Here is a 19986-nt window from a genome sequence, read left to right as displayed (position 1 = left end):
CGCCTGTCCGGTCGGGGTGAGACCGGAAACCGCTGGTGGTCTCAACCTAGCCGCAACCGACCTGCCGGGGCCGAACCGCTCCGGCCTCAGTCGTCGAGACCGCGGGCGGCCAGAGCCTCACCGATCGCATCCGCGGCATAGAGCGAGCGCACGACCACCGGCACGGCCAGGGCGAGCAGCGAACCCTGGGTGCCGCGCGCCCGACGGGCCTCGATCACCTCGGACACGATCTCGGTGACGAGCGGGATGCACCGCAGGGTGAGGGCGAGGAGGAGGCCGACCCGGTCGGCGTCGACCCAGCGACGGAACGGTCGCAGAAGCTTCTGAAAGCCCTCAAGCACGGCCGTGACCGTGGTCGTCACGGTGAACAGCGCCGCCAGCGCCACGGCGATCAGTAGCCGCCCGGCCATCAGGCCGGCCGTGGTCCAGCCGGCGAACAGCGCCTGGACTGGAACGGCGATCACCAAAATCCACAGGATCGGGCCGATCTGCTGCCACGCCGCGCCCAGCGGCACCCGCGCCACCAGGAACAGTGCGGCGACCCCGAGAAGGCAGGCGCCCAGCTGCCAGAGCTCGCCGAGCGAGCCGACGAGCAGCACGGCGAGCGAGAGAAGCACGAGCTTGAGCAGCATCGGCGCGCGGTGGATCAGCGAGTGGCCGGGGTGATAGAGCCCGATCATGCCGGCCCGATCATGCCAGCAGCTCCCGGTACGCGCCGAGCGCGGCATCCGGTGCACCGTCGGCGACCACCCGGCCGTCCTCGATCACAATCACGCGGTCGAAGGCGGCGAGCAGGTCCAGCTGGTGGGTAACCACGATGACCTGCTGGCTCAGGCCGAGCAGAAGTTCGGTGATGCGCCGGGCATTGCGTGCGTCGAGCAGCGTGGTCGGCTCGTCGGCGACCACGATCTCAGGCTCCGCCACGAGCACGGCCGCCAGCGCGAGCAACTGCTTTTGGCCGCCGGACAGCCGGTGCGCCGGATGGTCGGCGTGCTGGTCGAGCCCGAAGCGCTCGAGCGCCGCCCGCGTGCGGGTCGAGATCTCGAGCGGGGTCAGCCCGCGGCGGCGCAGGGTGAAGGCGACGTCTTCGGCCACGGTGGGCATCACGATCTGATTGTCCGGGTTGGTGAAGATGAAGCCGACCTGCCGGCGCACCGCCTTGGCGTTCCGGGCCACGTCGAGGCCGCCGACGCTCACGATTCCGGTGTCGGGCTTGATCAATCCGTTGATCAGGCGCACGAGGGTGGACTTTCCCGACCCGTTCGCACCGACGATGCCGATGCGCTGTTCGGTGAGGGTCAGACGGATGTCCCGCAGCACCATCCGTTCACCGAACGCATGCGAGACGCTGTCGAAGTCGATCCTGCTCATGATGCGGGCGTGACTGCTCCGGCGGTGACGTCGGCGGCCTCGGGCGCGGGAGCGGCGCTGCGGCGCGGCGGGATCAGACCCGGGTAGGCCCTGTGAACCTGGCGGGCCACCAGTACGGTCACGACCACCTTGATCAGGTCGCCGGGCAGAAACTTCGCGGCGTCGACAAGAGCAACCCAGAGCGGCAGGCCCAGGTTGATCGCGGTGACGGGCACGCCGATCAGGTAGACCACGACGATACCGCCGAGGGTGGTGGCGCCGAGCGCCGCCCAGAGCCGGTAGCGGGGGAGGAGCAGGCCGGTCAAGTAGCCGATGACCAGGGCGCCGAGCAGCCAGCCGTAGAGGTAGCCGGCGGAGGGTGAGGTGGTGAACCAGACGATGCCGCCGCGCCCGCCAGACAGCAGCGGGAGGCCGGCTGCGGCGAGGGCGAGCAGGAGGAGCACGGCGAAGAAGCCCTTGCGCGCCCCGAGGATCGCCCCGGCCAGCATCACCCCGAGGGTCTGGAAGGTGATCGGCACGGCCACCGCCCCAATACTCAGGGCGCCGGGCAGGCCGAGTGCGGCGATCAGGGCGGCGAAGATGGCGATCTGCGACAGGTCGCGCACGCTCATGATGCGGGGTGTCGGGGTGCGGGCGATGAGGGGGCTGGAAGTCATGATCTTCAATCTAGAATTCCGCGGCAGCGCGAGTCTGAAGAAGACCTACAAAGAATGCGGCGGAACTCTATACGGGCGCGTCCGGCAAGCTCCCGACGCAGGGGTGTCTCGGGGTTTCTGCCGGTAGAGCGTTTCCCCGCATTCGAGCATGCCGAGGTAGGTCGCAATCTTCGCGGCGCGAGCCTCGGGCTGCTTCGTACCGTCGAGGCGGAACAGGATCGCGAAACGGTTCTGGGACGTGAGCGCCGGGAAGAACCCGGCGGGACGCATCCACCCCTCCGCGATGAGGGTGAGGGCTGAGTCCCGGTTGAGCTGTGACCACACGCTGCGGGCTCGGCGGGGAGTGAAGGCCTGCGACAAGTAACCGTCGAGAGAGTTCACTTGCCCGTCGATCCAGCCGCAGCACAACGCGATCTCGAGCGCCTGGGATGGGTGGTCTCCGGTGCCGCGGGGCGTTTCTTCCGCAGCTGCAAACGGATGCGCTCGTCCGACGGAGTACTGCTGTGCCATGCTCACCCTTTGCTCCTGCACAACGAGCACTGGACGATCATCCGCACCGGAACTCAGTGCCGACTGCGGTCACCGATGCAGGTTGACCCGGAGTGGACGATAATCGCGTTGCCGAGCGAGCAAACAAGCGGGGCCGAGGGTCAGGCGACGAGGCGGGCGTTGTTCGTCGAAGCAGCGGCGGAGAAGCGCGGAAGGGTGGCCGTCGGCGCCCGCTCCGGTTCGGCCCAAACGGAGATCGGGGCGGGAATGAAGGGGAGCGCGGTGGGCTCGGCGGTGACCTCGCCGCGCAGAACGGCGGTCTCTGTGCGGAGCACGGAGGCCAGGGACGAGGCAATCTGGTTCGCCTTCAGATCGTGGAAGATCACGTCGGTGTCGTCACTGCTGCGGGGAACCAGAGTCCACTGGCCTTGGGCGCCGACGAGACGAGCGATTTGGGTGTGCAGGAGCTCGAATATCTGAGCGTCGCTGAGCTCGGGAACGGGCGGGGGGATGACCGGTGCGACCGGTGCGACGCGACGTCGTCGACCAAACATCGGGAGCCCCTTTCGGCTAACGTGCCCGTGAACTCTTCAGTTTGCCGTGCGGCGCGCTACGGCCCGCGTTGACACGCCGACAGCGGAGGACTTAGTCCTCGATTCGGCGATCGTCGGCATCCTGGATGACGGTTCCGATGGCGACGGCGGCGCTGAGCAGCCAGCCGATCCACATCAGCGCCAGGCGCCAGTCGCGCGGACCGGTGCGGGTGGCGCTCAGAATGTTCCAACCGCCGGCGAGCACGCCGATGATGGCACTGCTGAAAATGAACTTTCGCATGGTGACCTCCGCGTCTAACGCTACCCGGAAGTTGCCCGGCTGCACGTTCCCCGATAATCTGACCGATCGGACAAGCTCTGACCGATCGGTCAGGTACCGTGATCGGGTGACTCCAGAGCCCGTTGTGCCCCAGCCCCCACACAACCGCCAGAGCACCAGCGCAGAACTGCGCGCGACAGCGCTGGAGCAGTTCGCCTCGGTCGGGTTCGCCGGCACCTCGCTGCAGCAGATCGCCGACGCGGCCGGGTACTCCAAATCGAGCGTGCTCTACCACTTCGCCTCCAAGGAAGCGCTCCTCGACGAGGTGCTCACCCCGGCGGTGAACCGGCTGGAGGCCATTCTCGAACGGTTCCTCGCCACCGAGGAGAGCGCCCTGACCCGGAGCCGGTTCGTGAACGACTTCATCGACTTCATCCTTGAATTCCGCCTCGAGCTGCACACCTTCATCAACCAGTCTCAGTCGCTGCGCGGCATCCCCGTGATCGACCGGGCAGGAGTGGTGATCGTGCGCCTCTCCGACACGCTGTGCCACGGCGATGCGAGTACGGAGGACCGCATCCGCTTCGGTATCGCCCTCGGCGGCGCCGCCTACACCCTGGTGGCCGGCATGACGTTCCTCGGGGAGGAGATAGCCCCGGTGGAAGAGGTCCGACCGGCTCTCCTGACCGTCATCACCGAGTTGCTTGCCCCTGTCACCGTTCGCACCGCCCCGTCCCGGAAGTAGCACCCATGGCAACCCTGCTCTATCGAATCGGTCACTTCGCCTACCAGCGTGCGGGCCTGGTGCTCGGCATCTGGGCCATCCTGCTGGTCGGGATCCTCGGCTCCGGGGTGGCCCTCGGTGGCCAGACCCAGGAGTCGTACGCGATTCCCGGCACGGAATCACAGGACACCATCGACAAGCTCGGCGAGGTGTTCCCCCAGGCGGCCGGCGCCGCGGTACAGGTTGTCTACACGGCCCCGGACGGGGCATCCGTCACTGACGAGCCTTACCGCACGGCCATCGTCGACATGGTGGCCGAACTCGCGGACGTGCCCGGCGTCGACTCGGTGCTGACGCCCTATGACGAATATGCGTCGGGCGCGATCTCCGACGACTCGGAGAGTGCGTTCAGCCAGGTTCAGTTGTCCGGCTTATCAACCGACGTCACCGCGGAAACCCTCGACGACGTGACCGCGACGCGGGATATCGCCGAGCAGGCCGGCCTCGAGGTAGCCTTCGGCGGCCAGGTTTTCCAGGACAACACCTTCGGCATCACCATCTCCGAGGTTCTCGGCCTGATCTTCGCGGGCGTGGTGCTGGTGATCACCTTCGGTTCGCTCGTATCCGCCGGGATGCCGCTGCTGATGGCCCTGATCGGCGTCGGCGTCGCCATCGGCGGCATCACCGTGATTTCCGCATTCGTGCCGGTCTCGAGCACGGCCCCCATGCTCGCCCTGATGCTCGGGCTCGCCGTAGGCATCGACTACGTGCTCTTCATCCTGTCGCGGCATCGCACGCAGCTCGCCAATGGGGTCGAACCACACGATTCGGCCGCCTCGGCCGTGGCCACCGCCGGCAGCGCCGTCGTCTTCGCCGGGATCACCGTGATCATCGCCCTGCTCGGGCTGCTCGTGGTCGGCATCCCGTTCCTCAGCGTGATGGGGCTGGGCGCCGCCTTGGCCGTGCTGGTCTCCATCTTCGTGGCGGTCACGCTCCTCCCCGCCGTTCTCGGCCTCGCCAAGGGGCGCCTCATTCCCAAGACAGGCAGCCGCGCGCACCACCGGGCCACCCGTCCAGACACCGGCCGGCCCACCCTCGGCCACCGCTGGGTCAACCTCGTGCTCAGGGCGCCGGTCGTGGCCGTGCTCCTCGTGGTGGGCGTGCTCGGCACGCTGGCGATCCCGGCCCTCAGCCTCGACCTGAACCTGCCTGACGGGGCGTCCGAGCCGGCCGGTTCGACGCAGCGAGAGGCGTTCACCATGCTCGAGGAGGGCTTCGGTCCGGGCTACAACGGTCCGCTCATCGTCGTCGTCGACATCACCCAGACAACGGATATCTTCGGTGACCTCGACACCATCGGCGCGGCCCTGCGCACCCTGCCCGGCGTGGCCTTCGTCGGCAAGGGCACTCCGAACCCGACCGTCGACACCGCCATCATCCAGGTCATGCCGGACAGCGCGCCGAACGCGCCCGAGACCAAGGCGCTCGTGCAGGCCATCCGCGATCTGGCACCATCGATCGACGACGACTTGCGCACCCCCATCGCCGTGACCGGCGGGACCGCCGTGTCGATCGACATCTCCAACCGCCTCAGCAACGCGCTCGTGCCGTTCGCCCTGATCGTGGTGGGGCTCTCGATCATCCTGCTGACCATGGTGTTCCGGTCGATCTTCGTGCCGATCAAAGCGGCCCTCGGGTTCCTGCTCTCGGTGGCCGCATCGATCGGCGCGACCGTGGCGATTTTCCAGTGGGGCTGGTTCTCCGAGCTGCTCGGGGTGGAAACCCCCGGGCCGATCCTGAGCTTCCTGCCCATCCTGCTGATGGCCGTGCTCTTCGGTCTGGCCATGGACTACGAGGTGTTCCTCGTCTCCGGCATGCGGGAGGAGTTCGTGAAGACCGGCCTGGCCCGCGAATCCATCGTGCACGGGTTCTCCCACGCTGCCCGCGTGGTCACGGCCGCCGCCCTGATCATGTTCTTCGTCTTCTTTGCCTTCGTGCCCGAGGGCACCGGGGCGATCAAGGGCATCGCGTTCGCCCTCGCCGTCGGAGTCTTCCTCGACGCGTTCCTGGTGCGGATGACATTGGTCCCGGCCGCGATGGCCCTCGCCGGCGATGCCGCCTGGTGGCTGCCACGCTGGCTCTCCCGCATTCTGCCCAACGTCGACATCGAGGGTGAGGGTCTGCGCCGGCACCTGGCCGACAAGGAATGGGCCAGGTGCCAGCCGCACGCCATCACGGCCGAGGGAGCCGTCTTCGGGCTGCCGGAGAGCCCCTTCGGGCCGCTGGACCTCACCATCGACGCCGGCGCGGTGGTGGTACTGACCGGCTCCGCCACCCACCGCCGCGTCGTCGCCGCCACCCTGGCCGGCCGGCTCGACCCGGTGTTCGGCCGCCTCCAGGTCATGGGCTTTCCGCTGCCGTCCGAGCGCAGCCGCGCCCTCCGCGCGGTGGCGCTCGCCGACGTGGGCGACAGCCGCGACAATGGGCTCACCGTGGGGGAGTTGCTGGCCGAACGGCTGGACCTGGCGCATCCGTGGTACCGCGCCGCGTCGCGCCGTTCGCTTCTCGCGGGGTGGATCGCGCGTCTGAACGGTGCGCTCGGCACCCCGTCGAGCGGCCGGGACGCCGGCCCGATCGTGGCCGGCACGACGGTATCGTCCCTCTCCGCCCTGGGCCGTGCCGCGGTGCACGTGACCGCGGCGCTCATCGAGACCCCGGGAGTTGTCATCGTCGACCTCGGCGAGGGACTGCCCGTCGACCCGGCGGGGCGGGACCTCGTGCAGGTGCTGGCGATCCTCGCCCCGGCCTCGACCGCCCTCATCGTCGGTGCCGCCTCCTTCCCCGAGGCGATCGCGGTCTACCGCGGGGCCCGCCCGCTGCAGACCCTCGAACTCGATTCCCGTGACCGAAAGGCCCTGCAGCGATGAGCACCAGGCTTGAGAAACTGTTCAGCCGCACGCCCGGGCAGCGCCGAGGGGCCCTCGGGGCCCTGCTGGCGGGCCTGATCGTGGTGCCGCTGGCGGTTGCCGGACTCTTCGCCGGGGCCCTCGCCACCGCCGATCAGCGCGTGGACACGCTGCCGGCGATCGTCGTCAACAACGACGAGATCGTCACCACCACCCTGCCCGACGGCACCGAGCAGCCGGTGCTCGCCGGCCGCCTGCTCGTGACCGAACTCACCAAGCCTTCCGATGAGGGGTCCGAGGCCACCGGGTTCGACTGGAACATCTCCAACTCCGCGGATGCCGCGGCGGCCCTGGCCTCCGGCGACGCCTACGCGGTGCTCACGATCCCGAAGGACTTCTCGGCGTCGGTGACCTCGCTGGGCGGGGCGGCTCCCACCCAGGCCGACCTGGGCATCCGCACGGATGACGCGCACTCGTTCGTGGCCGGATCGGTGGCCCAGTCGGTGGGCACCGCCATGTCGGGCGTCTTCGGCCGCGAGATCACCTCGCAGTACCTCAACGGGCTCTACACCAGCCTGGCTGTGCTGGGCGAGTCCCTCACGCAGGCGGCGGATGGCGCCGCGCAGGTTTCGACCGGGGTCACCGGCGTGGCCACCGGACTCGATTCGCTGGCCGGCGGCACGGCCGCCGCGGCATCCGGGGCCTCGTCCGCCGCGACCGGCGCCGCCAGCTTCTCCTCCGGCGTGGCCGAGTACACCCAGGGCGTCACCGGACTGAGCGACGGCCTGACCCGGCTGAGCACGGGCGCGGCCGGGCTGGCTCCGCTCGCGACCGGCCTACCGGCCTACGCGGCCGGGGTGCAGTCAAACGCCGACGGTTTCAGGCAGCTGAACGCGGCCATGCAGAGCGACCCGCGGGTCGCCGACTACGCGCCGGCCCTGCTGCAGCTCCAGGGCGGATTCGACGCCCTCGCCGCGCAGAGCACCGGCATCGGCCAGGCCGGTCCGGGCCTCGAAGGCGTGCTCGATGGGGTGTCTCAGAGCGCCAACGGTGCGAGCCTGCTCTCCGGCGGCGGCAGCGACCTCCGCGGCGGTGCCAGCGACCTCGCCACCGGCGTTGCCGGCATCGCCACCGGCCTCTCGCAGCTGGCCACCGGAACAACGGATGCCGCGGCGGGCGCCCGCCTGCTCGAATCGGGCGCGGTCGAACTCGCCAGCGGGCTGCAGGACGGCGCGGACAGCGCGGCCCTTCTCACCGACACCGACCCGGTGACGACCGCGGCGGTCGTCTCCGAACCGGTCGGCATCACCGCGGAGCGCGACAACGCCTTCGCGTCGATCGGCCCGGTCATCGGCATGGTCTTCGTGCCGATCGGCCTGTGGATCGGTGCCCTGGCGATCTTCCTGGTGATGAAGCCGCTGTCCGCGCTCGCGCTCGCGTCGACCGCGTCGACCGGCAACCTCGTGGCCCGCAGCCTCGGCCGTGCGTTCGGAATCGCCGCAGCGCAGGCCGTGGTCGTGGTGTTGTTGCTGCACAGCACGCTCGGCGTCTCGTGGTCGATCCTGCCGTCGACCCTGGCCTTCGCGGTGTTCCTCGCCTTCGTGTTCGCGGCGGTGCACCACTTCCTCACGGCGGCGTTCGGCCGGGTCGGAATCGTGGTCTCCCTGGTACTGCTCGCGCTGCAGCTCACCGCGGTGGGTGGGCTCTACCCGATTGAGCTGGTGTCGGCGCCGTTCCAGATGATCAGCCCGTTCCTGCCGCTCACCTGGGCGGTGCGGGGCATGCAGGCCATTGTCTCCGGGGGAGGCGGCAGCGCCGGCGGGCCCGCGGCCATCCTGCTGATCTTCGCACTGGTGAGCGTTCTGGCCTCGTATTGGACCGTCGCCAGCCGGCGCGGCGCCCGCTCGTTCGGCCTGGCGCAGGCCCGCAGCTGATGCGGGGTATCTGTTCCCGGAGGGAACGTGTGCCCGCCCGCGTGAGGTTGCGCCCCGTGCGCCGCACGAATTCGCCGGAGATTTTGGCTCACCCGAGCAACCGTGGTTCAGGTTCAGGTTCAGGCTCAGGCGAGCTTGCGTGTGGGGCTGACTCAGGACATCCGTCGCCTAAATTCTCCAGTCGGCGCGGACCAGTGCGGAACAGGTGCGGATACCCGGCTCGGCCCGGCCGGATCTCCTGAGGTGGCCACACCTCCCGCCTGATGCGCCGAAGTGCCTGTGCGGTTCGGGCGTGCACCTCGCGCTTTGTTCTGCCCCGCAGCCCGAACGAATTCGACGGAGATTTTGCCAAGATCGGTCCAGGATGCCCCGGAAAGTAGCGTTTCCGCCAAAATCTCCGTCGAATTGGTTCGACGACCTGGCTCAGAGTTGGTCGACGACCAGGATCAGGGGAGAGACGGGCCCTGGCCGATACTCAACCAGGCGTCGGTTCCTCCGCGAGCGTTCGGGCCGGGGCCTCGGTTCGTGGCGCGGGCCTCCTTCATCGCTTGAAGCTGGCGGTCGACAGCCGCTCTGGTCGCCCCAGCCGAGAGCTGCCGCTCGAGGTCCGCGTCGAGCGGGGCCGTGACATCGTTCAGAGCGCCGCTGGAGAGCAGCTCGTCGGTGGCGGCGGCGCGGGCCTGCATCTGGGTGACCCGGTCCTTGGCCCGGTCGAGGTCGGCACCGACCGTGCCCAGTTGCGAGCCGATGCCGGACGCGGCCTCGTTGGCCTTGACCCGAGCCTCGGAGGCAGCGTAGGTGGCCTTGAGGGTCTCCTTCTCCATGCGGAAGGCGGCGACCCGTTCGGCGAGGCGTCGTTCGTTGTCCTGCAGTTGCGCCTGCTGCTGCGCCAAAACGAGGTACTGGTCACGGATGGCTGCCACCTGGCCCTCGAGGAGCGACCGGCGTTCCAGCGCCGTGCGGGCCAGATCTTCCCGGCCCTGGTTCAGCGCCTCCTGGGCCTGGTCGGCCAGCCGCTGGTAGCGGCCGCCCATGTCCTGCCCCTGCAACTCAATTCGCTTCTTTGCCGTTGCGACCTCGGCCAGCCCAAGGCGCACCTGCTGGAGCGACTTCACCTGCTGCTCGTAGCTGTCGTCGAGGGCCTCGCGGGGGTCTTCGATCCGGGTCAGGGCCTGGTTTGACTTGCTGCGGAGGATGACGCGCAGCCGCGAGGTGAGGCTCATGATTCAGTCCTTCTGTTGAAAGTATTCATGGGCAGGGGCCGGCGCGGATCGGAGAACCCGTCGTTGCCGTTATGGGAGTGGCCGTCGAGAGAGCAGCTGTTGAGCGAGCGGCCGTTGAGGGAGCGCAACTCATCGACCCCAGCCCGGAGCGCGGCCACCTCGCGGTCGACCTCGGAGCGAAGGGCCGTGAGGGTGTCATCGGTGAGCTCTCCGAGACCGGCAGCGACGGCCGAGCGCAGCCGGCGCACCAACCCGGCCACTTGGTCGACACGGCGGCCGGCCACCGACAGCGCCTCGGCGAGCACGACAGGATCGGCCTCGCTCGTCAGCAGCCGCAGCTGCGATTGCAGCGTGACGCTTTCGCCCTGAATGCGACGGAAAAGTCGCGGAAGCTCGCCGAGCGGGCCCTGGCTGCTCCGGGCCAGGTCGACGGCTGCCTGACCACTGTCGAGAGATTCCCTCAGCCGCAACTGCAGCTTCAGAACCTCGTGTTGCGGGCCCCGACTCAGGATGGTGCGAGAACGCAACACCGCGCCGGTCAGCCTGCGGCTACGGCGAATGCGCCGGTACAGCCTCCGCACCAGAACGAAGAATGAGACGAAGACAACGAGGCTGATGGTCGCGAGTGAGATCGACACCCAGCTCAGCAGTGAATTCAGGTCCATGGGTCCGCCTCTTTCAAACAGTCAGTCGGGGTCGCGCCAAACCCGGACACGATCCACGGGTTAAAGTACGCGCGCTACCTCAAAGTTGTCCCCATGTCGGGCGACCGTGGCCGAGTGGCCAGCCCGGCCACCGCTTTCGGCCCACTGGTAGCCTTGGGAGACCACCAAGGCGTCGCTCTGCGCCCGCCGGAACGGACGATCCCATTACCTCTGCAGCCGAACCCACGGCATCCGCCGCCCCGGACTCAACCTATTCGCTGGTCGTGGTCTCCAACCGCCTCCCGATCGAGATCGAGGTTTCCGAAGACGGAACCGAGGGCTGGCGCACCTCGCCCGGCGGCCTGGTCACCGCCCTCGAGCCCATGATGCGCAGCTCCGACGGCGCCTGGGTGGGCTGGCCCGGCATCGCCGACCGCTCGTTCGACCCGTTCGAGAACGACGGTATCTCCATCGTGCCGGTGCGGCTCAGCGAGTCGGAGTTGGAGGATTACTACGAGGGCTTCTCCAACGACACGATCTGGCCGCTTTACCACGACGTGATCGCGCCGCCGCGCTACCACCGCGAATGGTGGGAGGCCTACGTTCGGGTGAACCGCCGCTTCGCCGACGCCGCCGCATCCGCCGCTGCGCCCGGCGCCACGGTGTGGGTGCACGACTACCAGTTGCAGCTCGTGCCACGGATGCTGCGCGACGCGCGGCCCGACCTCGTGATCGGGTTCTTCAACCACATCCCTTTTCCGCCATACGGGATCTACGCCCAGCTACCCTGGCGCAAGCAGATCCTCGACGGACTGCTCGGCGCCGACCTGATCGGTTTCCAGCGTCTCGCCGACGCCGGTAACTTCTCCCGAGCCGTGCGCCGCCTCTACGGCTATCCGACCCGCGGCGTCGCCATCGATGTGCCCGCACCCGAGGGCAAGCATCGCCGGGTGATCGCCAAGCACTTCCCGATCTCCATCGACGCCGCCGCCTACGAGGAACTGGCGCGGCGCCCCGAGATCCAGGAGCGGGCGCGCCAGATCCGCGAAGACCTCGGCAACCCCCAGACGATCATGCTGGGCGTGGACCGGCTCGACTACACCAAGGGCATCGCCCACCGCATCAAGGCGTTCGGCGAGCTGCTCGCCGACGGCAGCCTGAGCGTGGAGGATGTCACCCTGGTGCAGGTCGCCAGCCCCTCCCGGGAACGCGTCGGCCCGTACATCGCCCTGCGCGACGAGATCGAACTGGCCGTCGGCCGCCTCAACGGCGACTTTTCCACCATCAGCCACACCGCCATCAGTTACCACCATCACGGCTACCCGCGCGAGGAGATGGTGGCGCTCTACCTCGCGGCCGACGTGATGCTCGTGACCGCGCTCCGCGACGGCATGAACCTCGTCGCCAAGGAATACGTGGCCGTGCGCTTCGACCGCGACGGCGTGCTCGTTCTGAGCGAGTTCGCCGGCGCCGCCGACGAGCTCAAACAGGCCGTGCTGATCAACCCGCATGACATCGACGGCGTGAAGGCCGCCATCCTCAGGGCCGTCGCGATGCCCCGCCAGGAACGGCTGCGACGCATGCGCGCGCTCCGCCGCAAGGTCTTCGACAACGACGTCGACGCTTGGTCCTCTTCCTTCCTCCGAACCTTGACCGAAGGAGCCGCCGTGCGTCCCGGGATCCCCGACACCCTCGCCAGTGCGCTGAAGGATCTCAGCCGCGCCGACAACATCCTCGTGGCCCTCGATTTCGACGGGACGCTTGCCCCGCACGTCGACAAGCCCGAAGACGCGCGCGCAGTGGCAGGCACTCGCGAGGCCGTGCAGCGCCTGCTCGACCTCGACGGGGTGCGGGTCGCGTTCGTCTCCGGCCGGGCCCTGGTCAGCCTGCGGCACGTGTCGCAGCCGCAGACCGATGTGCTCCTCGCCGGCTCGCACGGGATCGAGGTGCAGCTGGACACCCCCGAGATCGAACTCGACCTCGTCACCGAGGAACTCGAGCAGCTCGACGCCCTCGCCCGGGTGCTTGAGCGCATCTCCGGCAGCATCGACGGAACCTGGATCGAACGCAAGCCGGCCGGTCTGGCCCTGCACACCCGGCTGGCGACGCCTCGGAAAGCGGCGGCCGCCCTGAAGGCCGCACGCGAGGAGCTGGGCACGCTGCTGCCCGGCCTGACCGTGCGGGACGGCAAGGACGTGATCGAATTCGCGGTGCGTGCCAGCACCAAGGGCGACGCCCTTGAGCGGTTGCGCCGGCACGCGGGGGCCGACCGGGTCTTCTACGCCGGCGACGACACCACCGACGAAGATGCCTTCGCCGTGCTGCGACCCGGCGACGTCGGCCTCAAGATCGGGGCAGGCGACTCGCTCGCCGGCTACCGGGTGCGCGGCCCCGAAGACGTGCCGCTGGTGCTGGGCCTGATCGCCGATGCCCGCGCGGCCGTCGCCACGGAGCGTGAGGCCGCCGCCGGAGCATGACCCCCGGGCGACGTTCCGCCCTCAGTGGACGTTTAGACTCAGTGCATGACTGAGATCGATATGAAGCCTCGCAGCCGGGACGTCACCGATGGAATCGAAGCCACCACCTCGCGGGGGATGCTCCGGGCCGTCGGTATGGGCGACGCCGACTGGGAGAAACCCCAGATCGGCATCGCAAGTTCGTGGAACGAGATCACGCCCTGCAACCTCTCCCTGGATCGCCTCGCGCAGGCCGCCAAAGAAGGTGTGCACGGCGGCGGCGGCTACCCGCTGCAGTTCGGCACCATCTCCGTCTCCGATGGCATCTCGATGGGCCATGAGGGCATGCACTTCTCCCTCGTCTCCCGCGAGGTCATCGCCGACTCGGTCGAGGTTGTCATGCAGGCCGAGCGCCTCGACGGCTCCGTGCTGCTGGCGGGCTGCGACAAGTCGCTGCCCGGGATGCTGATGGCCGCGGCCCGCCTCGACCTGGCCAGCGTTTTCCTCTACGCAGGATCGATCGCTCCCGGCTGGGTCAAGCTTTCCGACGGCACCGAAAAAGACATCACCATCATCGACTCCTTCGAGGCGGTGGGCGCCGTCAAGGCCGGGCGGATGTCCGTGGCCGACGCCAAGCGCATCGAGTGCGCCTTCGCTCCCGGCGAGGGTGCCTGCGGCGGCATGTACACCGCCAACACCATGGCCAGCGTGGCCGAGGCTCTCGGCATGAGCCTGCCGGGATCGGCCTCCCCGGCCTCCGCCGACCGCCGCCGCGACTACTACGCGCACCGCTCCGGCGAGGCCGTCGTCAACCTGCTGCGTCTGGGGATCACGGCCAGGGACATCCTGACCCGCAAGGCCTTCGAGAACGCGATCGCCGTGGCGATGGCGTTCGGCGGCTCCACCAACGTGGTTCTGCACCTGCTGGCCATCGCGAACGAGGCCGAGGTCGAGCTCACCCTCGACGACTTCAACCGCATCGGCGACAAGGTTCCGCACATCGGCGACCTGAAGCCGTTCGGCAAGTACGTCATGAACGACGTCGACCGTCACGGCGGCGTGCCGGCCGTGATGCGGGCCCTGCTCGAGGCCGGCCTCATCCACGGCGACGCGCTCACCGTGACCGGCAAGACCGTGGCCGAGAACCTTGCCGAGATCGACCCGCCCGAACTGGACGGCGAGGTGCTGCGCACCCTCGACAACCCGATTCACGCCAGCGGCGGAATCACCATCCTCAAGGGCTCTATCGCCCCCGAGGGTGCCGTCGTCAAAACCGCCGGCTTTGACTCCGACATCTTCGAGGGACCCGCGCGCGTGTTTGAGCGTGAGCGCGCCGCCATGGACGCTCTCACTGCGGGGGAGATCCAGAAGGGAGACGTCGTCGTCATCCGCTACGAGGGACCCAAGGGCGGGCCCGGAATGCGGGAGATGCTCTCGATCACCGCCGCCATCAAGGGCGCCGGGCTCGGCGCCGATGTACTACTCTTAACGGACGGTCGATTCTCAGGCGGCACAACCGGACTGTGCATCGGCCATATAGCACCCGAAGCGGTGGACGAAGGTCCAATCGCCTTCGTGCGCGATGGTGATCTGATACGGGTCGATATCGCAGCTCGCACGCTCGACCTACTGGTCGACCCTGATGAGCTGACCGCCCGGAGTGTTGGCTGGGCACCTCTGCCTCCGCGCTACACCCGGGGCGTTCTCGCAAAGTACTCGAAGCTTGTCCAGTCTGCGGCCGTCGGCGCCGTCACGGGCTAGAACTCACTATTCGTCATCGAACTAGGGAACTGATCACATGACCGCGGAAACACCCGTGCCATCACCGTCGCCCTCGTCTGCCGCGGCCGCCGGGGCGCCCGACTCGGGGGCACCGGAAATCCTCACCGGTTCCGGTGCGATCATCCGCTCGCTGGAGCTGCTGGGCGTCACCGACGTCTTCGGTCTACCGGGCGGCGCCGTCATTCCGCTCTACGACGAGCTGATGAGCCAAACCGTGATCCGGCACATCCTGGTGCGGCACGAGCAGGGTGCCGGCCACGCCGCGGAGGGCTACGCCTCGGCGAGCAACCGCGTCGGGGTGGCCATCGCCACCTCCGGGCCCGGCGCCACCAACCTTGTCACCGCCATCGCCGACGCTTACATGGACTCGGTGCCGATCCTTTGCATCACCGGCCAGGTCTTCTCCACTCTGATGGGCACGGATGCCTTCCAGGAGGCCGACATCGTCGGCATCACCATGCCGATCACGAAGCACTCCTTCCTGGTCAAGCGTCCCGAGGACATCCCCGCGGCTATCGCGTCGGCTCACCTGATCGCCTCCACCGGCCGGCCCGGCCCGGTCCTGGTGGACATCACCAAGGATGCCCAGCAGAAGAGCGCCCCGTTCATCTGGCCGCCCAAGCTCGACCTGCCCGGCTACCGGCCGGTCACCAAGGCCCACGGCAAACAGGTGCAGGCTGCGGCCCAGCTGCTTGCCGAGGCCAAGAAGCCCGTCCTCTATGTGGGTGGCGGTGTCATCCGTGCCCGCGCGTCGGAAGAACTGCTCGCCTTCGCCGAACTCAGCAAGACGCCCGTCGTCACCACGTTGATGGCGCGCGGCGCGTTCCCGGACTCGCACGACCAGCACCTGGGCATGCCCGGGATGCACGGCACCGTGTCCGCGGTGCTCGCGCTGCAGGAGGCCGACCTGATCATCGCGCTCGGCTCCCGCTTCGACGACCGGGTCACCGGCAAGGTCTCCGAGTTTGCGCCGCACGCCACGATCGTGCACGTCGACATCGACCCCGCGGAGATCGGTAAGATCCGCGCCGCCGACGTTCCCATCGTCGGTGATGCCAAGGAGGTCATCACCGAACTCACCATCGCCTACGCGGCCGCCATCACCACGACGACGCCCGACGTCAGCGTTTGGTGGACCTACCTCAAGGGTCTGCGGGAGGAGTTCCCGCTGGGCTATTCCGAGCCGACCGACGGCCTCATGAGCCCGCAGTTCGTGATCCAGCGCATCGGCGAGCTGACCGGGCCGGAAGCCGTCTATGCGGCCGGTGTCGGCCAGCACCAGATGTGGGCGGCCCAGTTCATCAAGTACGAGCGGCCCAATTCCTGGCTGAACTCCGGGGGCGCCGGCACGATGGGCTACTCCATCCCCGCAGCGATGGGTGCCAAGGTGGCCGAGCCCGACCGGGTGGTCTGGTCGATCGACGGCGACGGATGCTTCCAGATGACCAACCAGGAACTGGCCACCTGCACGATCAACAACATTCCGATCAAGGTCGCCATCATCAACAACTCCTCGCTGGGCATGGTGCGCCAGTGGCAGACCCTGTTCTACGACGGACGGCACTCCTTCACCGATCTGCACACCGGGCACGGGTCCGCCATGGTGCCGGACTTCGTGAAGCTGTCGGAGGCCTACGGTGCCCTCGCCATCCGGGTCACCAGCCCCGACCAGGTCGACGACGCCATCAAGCTGGCGTTGGCGACCAACGACCGGCCCGTGGTGATCGACTTCATCGTGAGCCGGGACGCCATGGTCTGGCCGATGGTGCCGCAGGGTGTCAGCAACAGCTACGTGCAGTATGCCAAAGAGCACGCACCGACCTGGGAAGAGGAATAACCCGTGAGCACCCACGTTCTGAGCCTCCTCGTCGAGGACAAGCCCGGCCTGCTCACCCGGGTCGCCGGCCTCTTCGCCCGCCGCGGTTTCAACATCGAGAGCCTCGCCGTCGGCCACACCGAAATCCCCGGGCTCTCCCGCATCACGATCCTCGTCGACGTCGAAGACGCACCGCTGGAGCAAGTGACCAAGCAGCTGAACAAGCTGATCAACGTCATCAAGATCGTCGAACTCGACCCGGCCCAGTCGGTGCAGCGCGAACACCTGCTGGTGAAGGTGCGCGCCGACAACACGACCCGGTCGATGGTGCTCGAAGCCGTGACCCTGTTCCGGGCTCGGGTCGTCGACGTGTCCGTCGACGCGGTCGTGATCGAGGTCACCGGGGACTCCGGCAAAACGCAGGCGCTGCTGCGCGTGCTCGAGCCCTACGGGATCAAGGAAATCGCCCAGTCCGGCCTGCTCGCCATCGGCCGCGGGTCGAAATCGATCAGCGAGCGCGTCTTCAAAAACTAGAGCTCGACCACCGACTACAACAACAAGGAGAACATTTACTCGTGTCTGAGATTTACTACGACAAAGACGCCGACCTGTCGATCATCCAGGGCAAGAAGGTAGCCGTCATCGGCTATGGCTCGCAGGGTCACGCCCACGCGCAGAACCTGCGCGACTCGGGTGTCGAGGTCGTCATCGGCCTCAAGGACGGCTCGAAGTCCAAGGCCAAGGCCGAAGAGGCCGGCTTCACCGTTCTCAGCACCGCCGAGGCATCCGCCTGGGCCGACGTCATCGTCATCCTGGCGCCCGACCAGGTGCAGCGTCACCTGTTCGCCGACGACGTGCTGCCGAACCTCGCTGCGGGCAAGGCCCTTGTCTTCGGACACGGCTTCAACATCCGTTTCGGCTACATCAAGGCCCCCGAAGGCATCGACGTCACCATGGTCGCCCCCAAGGGACCGGGCCACACCGTTCGCCGCGAGTATGAGGCCGGCCGCGGCGTTCCCGTGATCGTCGCCGTCGAGAAGGATGCCTCGGGCGCGGCCTGGCCGCTCACCCTCAGCTACGCCAAGGCGATCGGTGGGCTGCGCGCCGCCGGCATCAAGACCACCTTCACCGAAGAGACCGAAACCGACCTGTTCGGCGAGCAGGCCGTGCTCTGTGGTGGCGCGTCGCAGCTGATCCAGTACGGCTTCGAGGTTCTCACCGAGGCCGGCTACCAGCCGCAGGTCGCCTACTTCGAGGTGCTGCACGAGCTCAAGCTCATCGTCGACCTGATGTGGGAGGGGGGCATCGCCAAGCAGCGTTGGAGCGTCTCCGACACCGCCGAGTACGGCGACTACGTCTCCGGCCCACGCGTCATCGACGCCCACGTCAAGGAGAATATGAAGGCCGTTCTCGCCGACATCCAGAACGGCGCCTTCGCGGCCCGCTTCATCGCGGACCAGGACGCCGGAGCACCGGAGTTCCTTGCTCTGCGCAAGAAGGGCGAAGAGCACCCCATCGAAGCCACCGGCCGTGAGCTGCGCAAGCTGTTCGCCTGGAACGCCTCCGCCGACGACGACTACACTGACGGCGAAGCCGCGCGCTAACACCCGAGCTCGCATCGGCAGCGGGGCCAATCCACTGGATTGGCCCCGCTGCCGCGTCAACGGCGCTGATTGCCCGAGGATGCCTTCGGGGGTGCTTGCCACGTCCGGTCCGGGTGGTCACCATTGATGCCCGTGGATGAACCCGGCCTGCCGGTTCGCACAGGACACGACCCCCATTCGCAGCCGGTTCATGGCATCCCCGACGGCCCGGCGGGGGAGACGGTCACGGCCGCGAAGCTCGAGCGCGCCTCGGCCCCGGACACCGTCTTCCGGCTCGTCGCGCAGAAGAAGATCCCAGCCGACAAGCTGACCACGCATCGGTTCCGGATGGACCAGATCCTCGAGGCGTACGACACCTTCTCCCGCGCGGCGGAAACCAAGGCACTGAAAGTCGTGATCAGCCGGAAGTGTGCGCCGCCCGGGCGGCGCCTCGGTACGCTGGTCTCATGACTTCTGGACACTCCGGTGACGACAACCGGGACGACGCTCTGGGCTGGGCCGGCGACGACGACCCCACGCTCGTCTCCGGCGACGAGTCTGGCGCGACCGCACGGCCCGCCGAGCCGGATTCGGGCGCTTTCGTCACGACCGGCGACGGTTCCGGCTCCGGCTCTGAAACCGACACCGGCACCGCGGCCGGCACCGCGGCCGGTACCGAGACCGGTTCCGTCGCGCCGCCGGAGGGATGGACCGTGGCCGGTCCGGCATCCGCTGTCGCGGCGAAGGCGGCGGCCGACGCCGCCCTGACCCGCACGGCCACGAGTTCCCTGGCGCTCGTCTCGCTCGGAATCTTCGGCGGAATATATCTGCTCTACACGGTGGGCTGGTTCATCGGCGTGGGCCGCATCCAGACCCCGCCCGCCGACGAGTTGTCCGAGTTCATGTTCTCCCTCGGTCTCTGGCTGGCCGTGGCCGCTCCAGCGGTCTGGTTCGCGGTGACGTTCTGGCTGACCAGAACGCATCCCCGAGCCCGGATCGGCTGGCTACTCCTCGGAGTCGTTCTGCTCGCCCCGCTGCCGTTCATCTCCGGACCGGGGGTCATCGCATGACCGATTCACCGGTGACCACGCCCGCGACCGTCCCCTCATCCCGGCGGCGCACCCCGCGCTGGCTGTCGACGGGCATCGCGATCCTGTTCGGCCTTTGCTATGCCTACGACATCTGGGAGGGCGTCGGCAACCTGGTCGGCCTCAACATCCTGGCTCAAAGCCTCGACACCCAGCTGAGCGGACCCGGTATTTTCGTGCTCCTCGTCGGCATCCTGGGCCCGCTCCTCGTCTTCGTGCTTGCCGCATGGATCGGGCGTTCGCGCGGACCCGCCGCGCAGGCTGCCCTGTTCCTGGCCGGCCTGGGTCTGAACGCCGCGATCGCCGCCAACATCTTCACCCTCGGCGCGGGCAGCCTGCTCGCCTAGCCCTGCTTGCTCGCCTGGCCCTGCTTGCTCGCCTGGCCCTGCTTGCTCGCCTGGCCCTGCCGCTCGGTGTCCCGAACGAATTCGACGGAGATGTTGCTCTCAACAGCGCGTTTGGGTTCAAAAACGGGTGTTTGACCCAAAATCTCCGTCGAAT

At 68.3% G+C, this 19986-nt stretch carries 20 protein-coding genes; 11 read left to right on the top strand and 9 right to left on the bottom strand.

The annotated features are described in order from the left end of the window. Positions 1-86 precede the first annotated feature (86 nt). The 6 genes from E3N94_RS15340 to E3N94_RS15315 all read right to left on the bottom strand — a co-directional run bounded on the left by E3N94_RS15340 (position 87) and on the right by E3N94_RS15315 (position 3350). On the bottom strand, positions 87-680 hold the full coding sequence (locus E3N94_RS15340; protein WP_104102832.1) for an energy-coupling factor transporter transmembrane protein EcfT: 594 nt from the start codon (positions 678-680) through the stop codon (positions 87-89). Between the two features lie 10 nt (positions 681-690). Further along, positions 691-1371, bottom strand: a complete 681-nt coding sequence (locus E3N94_RS15335) for an ABC transporter ATP-binding protein (protein WP_104102835.1) — start codon at positions 1369-1371, stop codon at positions 691-693. After that, positions 1368-2027, bottom strand: coding sequence for a biotin transporter BioY (locus E3N94_RS15330; RefSeq protein ID WP_134341813.1), 660 nt, complete (start codon positions 2025-2027; stop codon positions 1368-1370). The genes E3N94_RS15335 and E3N94_RS15330 overlap by 4 nt, the downstream gene beginning before the upstream one ends. A 45-nt stretch (positions 2028-2072) precedes the next feature. Further along, positions 2073-2537, bottom strand: coding sequence for a YdeI/OmpD-associated family protein (locus E3N94_RS15325; RefSeq protein ID WP_241987151.1), 465 nt, complete (start codon positions 2535-2537; stop codon positions 2073-2075). Positions 2538-2677: 140 nt separating this feature from the next. Continuing rightward, positions 2678-3070: a hypothetical protein gene (locus tag E3N94_RS15320; RefSeq protein WP_104102838.1), complete on the bottom strand. Its 393-nt coding sequence runs from the start codon at positions 3068-3070 to the stop codon at positions 2678-2680. 91 nt (positions 3071-3161) lie between these two features. Continuing rightward, the gene (locus E3N94_RS15315) at positions 3162-3350 is read right to left on the bottom strand and encodes a hypothetical protein (protein ID WP_104102840.1); all 189 of its coding nucleotides are present in this window, start codon (positions 3348-3350) and stop codon (positions 3162-3164) included. 106 nt (positions 3351-3456) lie between these two features. Here E3N94_RS15315 and E3N94_RS15310 point away from each other — a divergent pair, with 106 nt between their 5' ends. The 3 genes from E3N94_RS15310 to E3N94_RS15300 are packed head-to-tail and all read left to right on the top strand — an operon-like array spanning position 3457 to position 8893. Beyond that, complete coding sequence (locus E3N94_RS15310; protein ID WP_233191519.1) at positions 3457-4074, top strand: TetR/AcrR family transcriptional regulator; 618 nt, start codon at positions 3457-3459, stop codon at positions 4072-4074. Positions 4075-4079: 5 nt separating this feature from the next. Continuing rightward, positions 4080-6980, top strand: a complete 2901-nt coding sequence (locus tag E3N94_RS15305; RefSeq protein WP_134570531.1) for an MMPL family transporter — start codon at positions 4080-4082, stop codon at positions 6978-6980. Further along, a complete protein-coding gene (locus tag E3N94_RS15300) occupies positions 6977-8893 on the top strand; it encodes a YhgE/Pip family protein (protein ID WP_134570530.1) in 1917 nt (638 codons plus the stop codon). The genes E3N94_RS15305 and E3N94_RS15300 overlap by 4 nt, the downstream gene beginning before the upstream one ends. A 446-nt stretch (positions 8894-9339) precedes the next feature. On the opposite strand, the gene E3N94_RS15295 is transcribed toward E3N94_RS15300, so the two are convergent. Both E3N94_RS15295 and E3N94_RS15290 read right to left on the bottom strand, forming a co-directional pair. Then, positions 9340-10116 carry a PspA/IM30 family protein gene (locus tag E3N94_RS15295; RefSeq protein ID WP_134400717.1) on the bottom strand — a complete coding sequence of 259 codons (777 nt, stop codon included), beginning with the start codon at positions 10114-10116 and terminating at the stop codon, positions 9340-9342. Then, a complete protein-coding gene (locus tag E3N94_RS15290; RefSeq protein ID WP_134570529.1) occupies positions 10113-10781 on the bottom strand; it encodes a hypothetical protein in 669 nt (222 codons plus the stop codon). Before E3N94_RS15290 ends, E3N94_RS15295 begins: the two co-directional genes overlap by 4 nt. A gap of 263 nt (positions 10782-11044) precedes the next feature. Between E3N94_RS15290 and E3N94_RS15285 the strand changes: the two genes are divergently transcribed. The 8 genes from E3N94_RS15285 (at position 11045) to E3N94_RS15250 (ending at position 19832) form a co-directional block, all read left to right on the top strand. Beyond that, complete coding sequence (locus tag E3N94_RS15285) at positions 11045-13237, top strand: bifunctional alpha,alpha-trehalose-phosphate synthase (UDP-forming)/trehalose-phosphatase (RefSeq protein ID WP_241987147.1); 2193 nt, start codon at positions 11045-11047, stop codon at positions 13235-13237. Positions 13238-13282: 45 nt separating this feature from the next. After that, positions 13283-14977, top strand: coding sequence for a dihydroxy-acid dehydratase (gene ilvD, locus E3N94_RS15280; RefSeq protein WP_104171612.1), 1695 nt, complete (start codon positions 13283-13285; stop codon positions 14975-14977). A 37-nt stretch (positions 14978-15014) separates the two neighbouring features. Next, entirely contained in the window at positions 15015-16835 is a 1821-nt protein-coding gene (locus E3N94_RS15275) for an acetolactate synthase large subunit (RefSeq protein ID WP_134371693.1), read from the top strand. Between the two features lie 3 nt (positions 16836-16838). Next, the gene (gene ilvN, locus E3N94_RS15270; protein WP_104102867.1) at positions 16839-17348 is read left to right on the top strand and encodes an acetolactate synthase small subunit; all 510 of its coding nucleotides are present in this window, start codon (positions 16839-16841) and stop codon (positions 17346-17348) included. 41 nt (positions 17349-17389) lie between these two features. Further along, on the top strand, positions 17390-18418 hold the full coding sequence (gene ilvC, locus E3N94_RS15265; protein WP_134400719.1) for a ketol-acid reductoisomerase: 1029 nt from the start codon (positions 17390-17392) through the stop codon (positions 18416-18418). A gap of 132 nt (positions 18419-18550) precedes the next feature. Next, positions 18551-18868 (top strand): hypothetical protein, encoded by a 318-nt coding sequence (locus E3N94_RS15260; RefSeq protein WP_104102873.1) that lies wholly within the window; start codon positions 18551-18553, stop codon positions 18866-18868. After that, the gene (locus E3N94_RS15255) at positions 18865-19467 is read left to right on the top strand and encodes a hypothetical protein (protein WP_134570528.1); all 603 of its coding nucleotides are present in this window, start codon (positions 18865-18867) and stop codon (positions 19465-19467) included. Before E3N94_RS15260 ends, E3N94_RS15255 begins: the two co-directional genes overlap by 4 nt. After that, positions 19464-19832: a hypothetical protein gene (locus tag E3N94_RS15250; RefSeq protein ID WP_134570527.1), complete on the top strand. Its 369-nt coding sequence runs from the start codon at positions 19464-19466 to the stop codon at positions 19830-19832. Before E3N94_RS15255 ends, E3N94_RS15250 begins: the two co-directional genes overlap by 4 nt. Here the strand turns inward: E3N94_RS15250 and E3N94_RS16685 are convergent. Beyond that, the gene (locus E3N94_RS16685; protein WP_166790124.1) at positions 19829-19972 is read right to left on the bottom strand and encodes a hypothetical protein; all 144 of its coding nucleotides are present in this window, start codon (positions 19970-19972) and stop codon (positions 19829-19831) included. The two genes, E3N94_RS15250 and E3N94_RS16685, sit on opposite strands and share 4 nt — an antisense overlap. Positions 19973-19986: the final 14 nt, after the last annotated feature.

It is taken from the genome of Cryobacterium sp. Sr3, assembly GCF_004402835.1.
GTDB classification, from domain to species: domain Bacteria; phylum Actinomycetota; class Actinomycetes; order Actinomycetales; family Microbacteriaceae; genus Cryobacterium; species Cryobacterium sandaracinum.
This window is presented reverse-complemented; position numbering and strand designations above follow the sequence as displayed.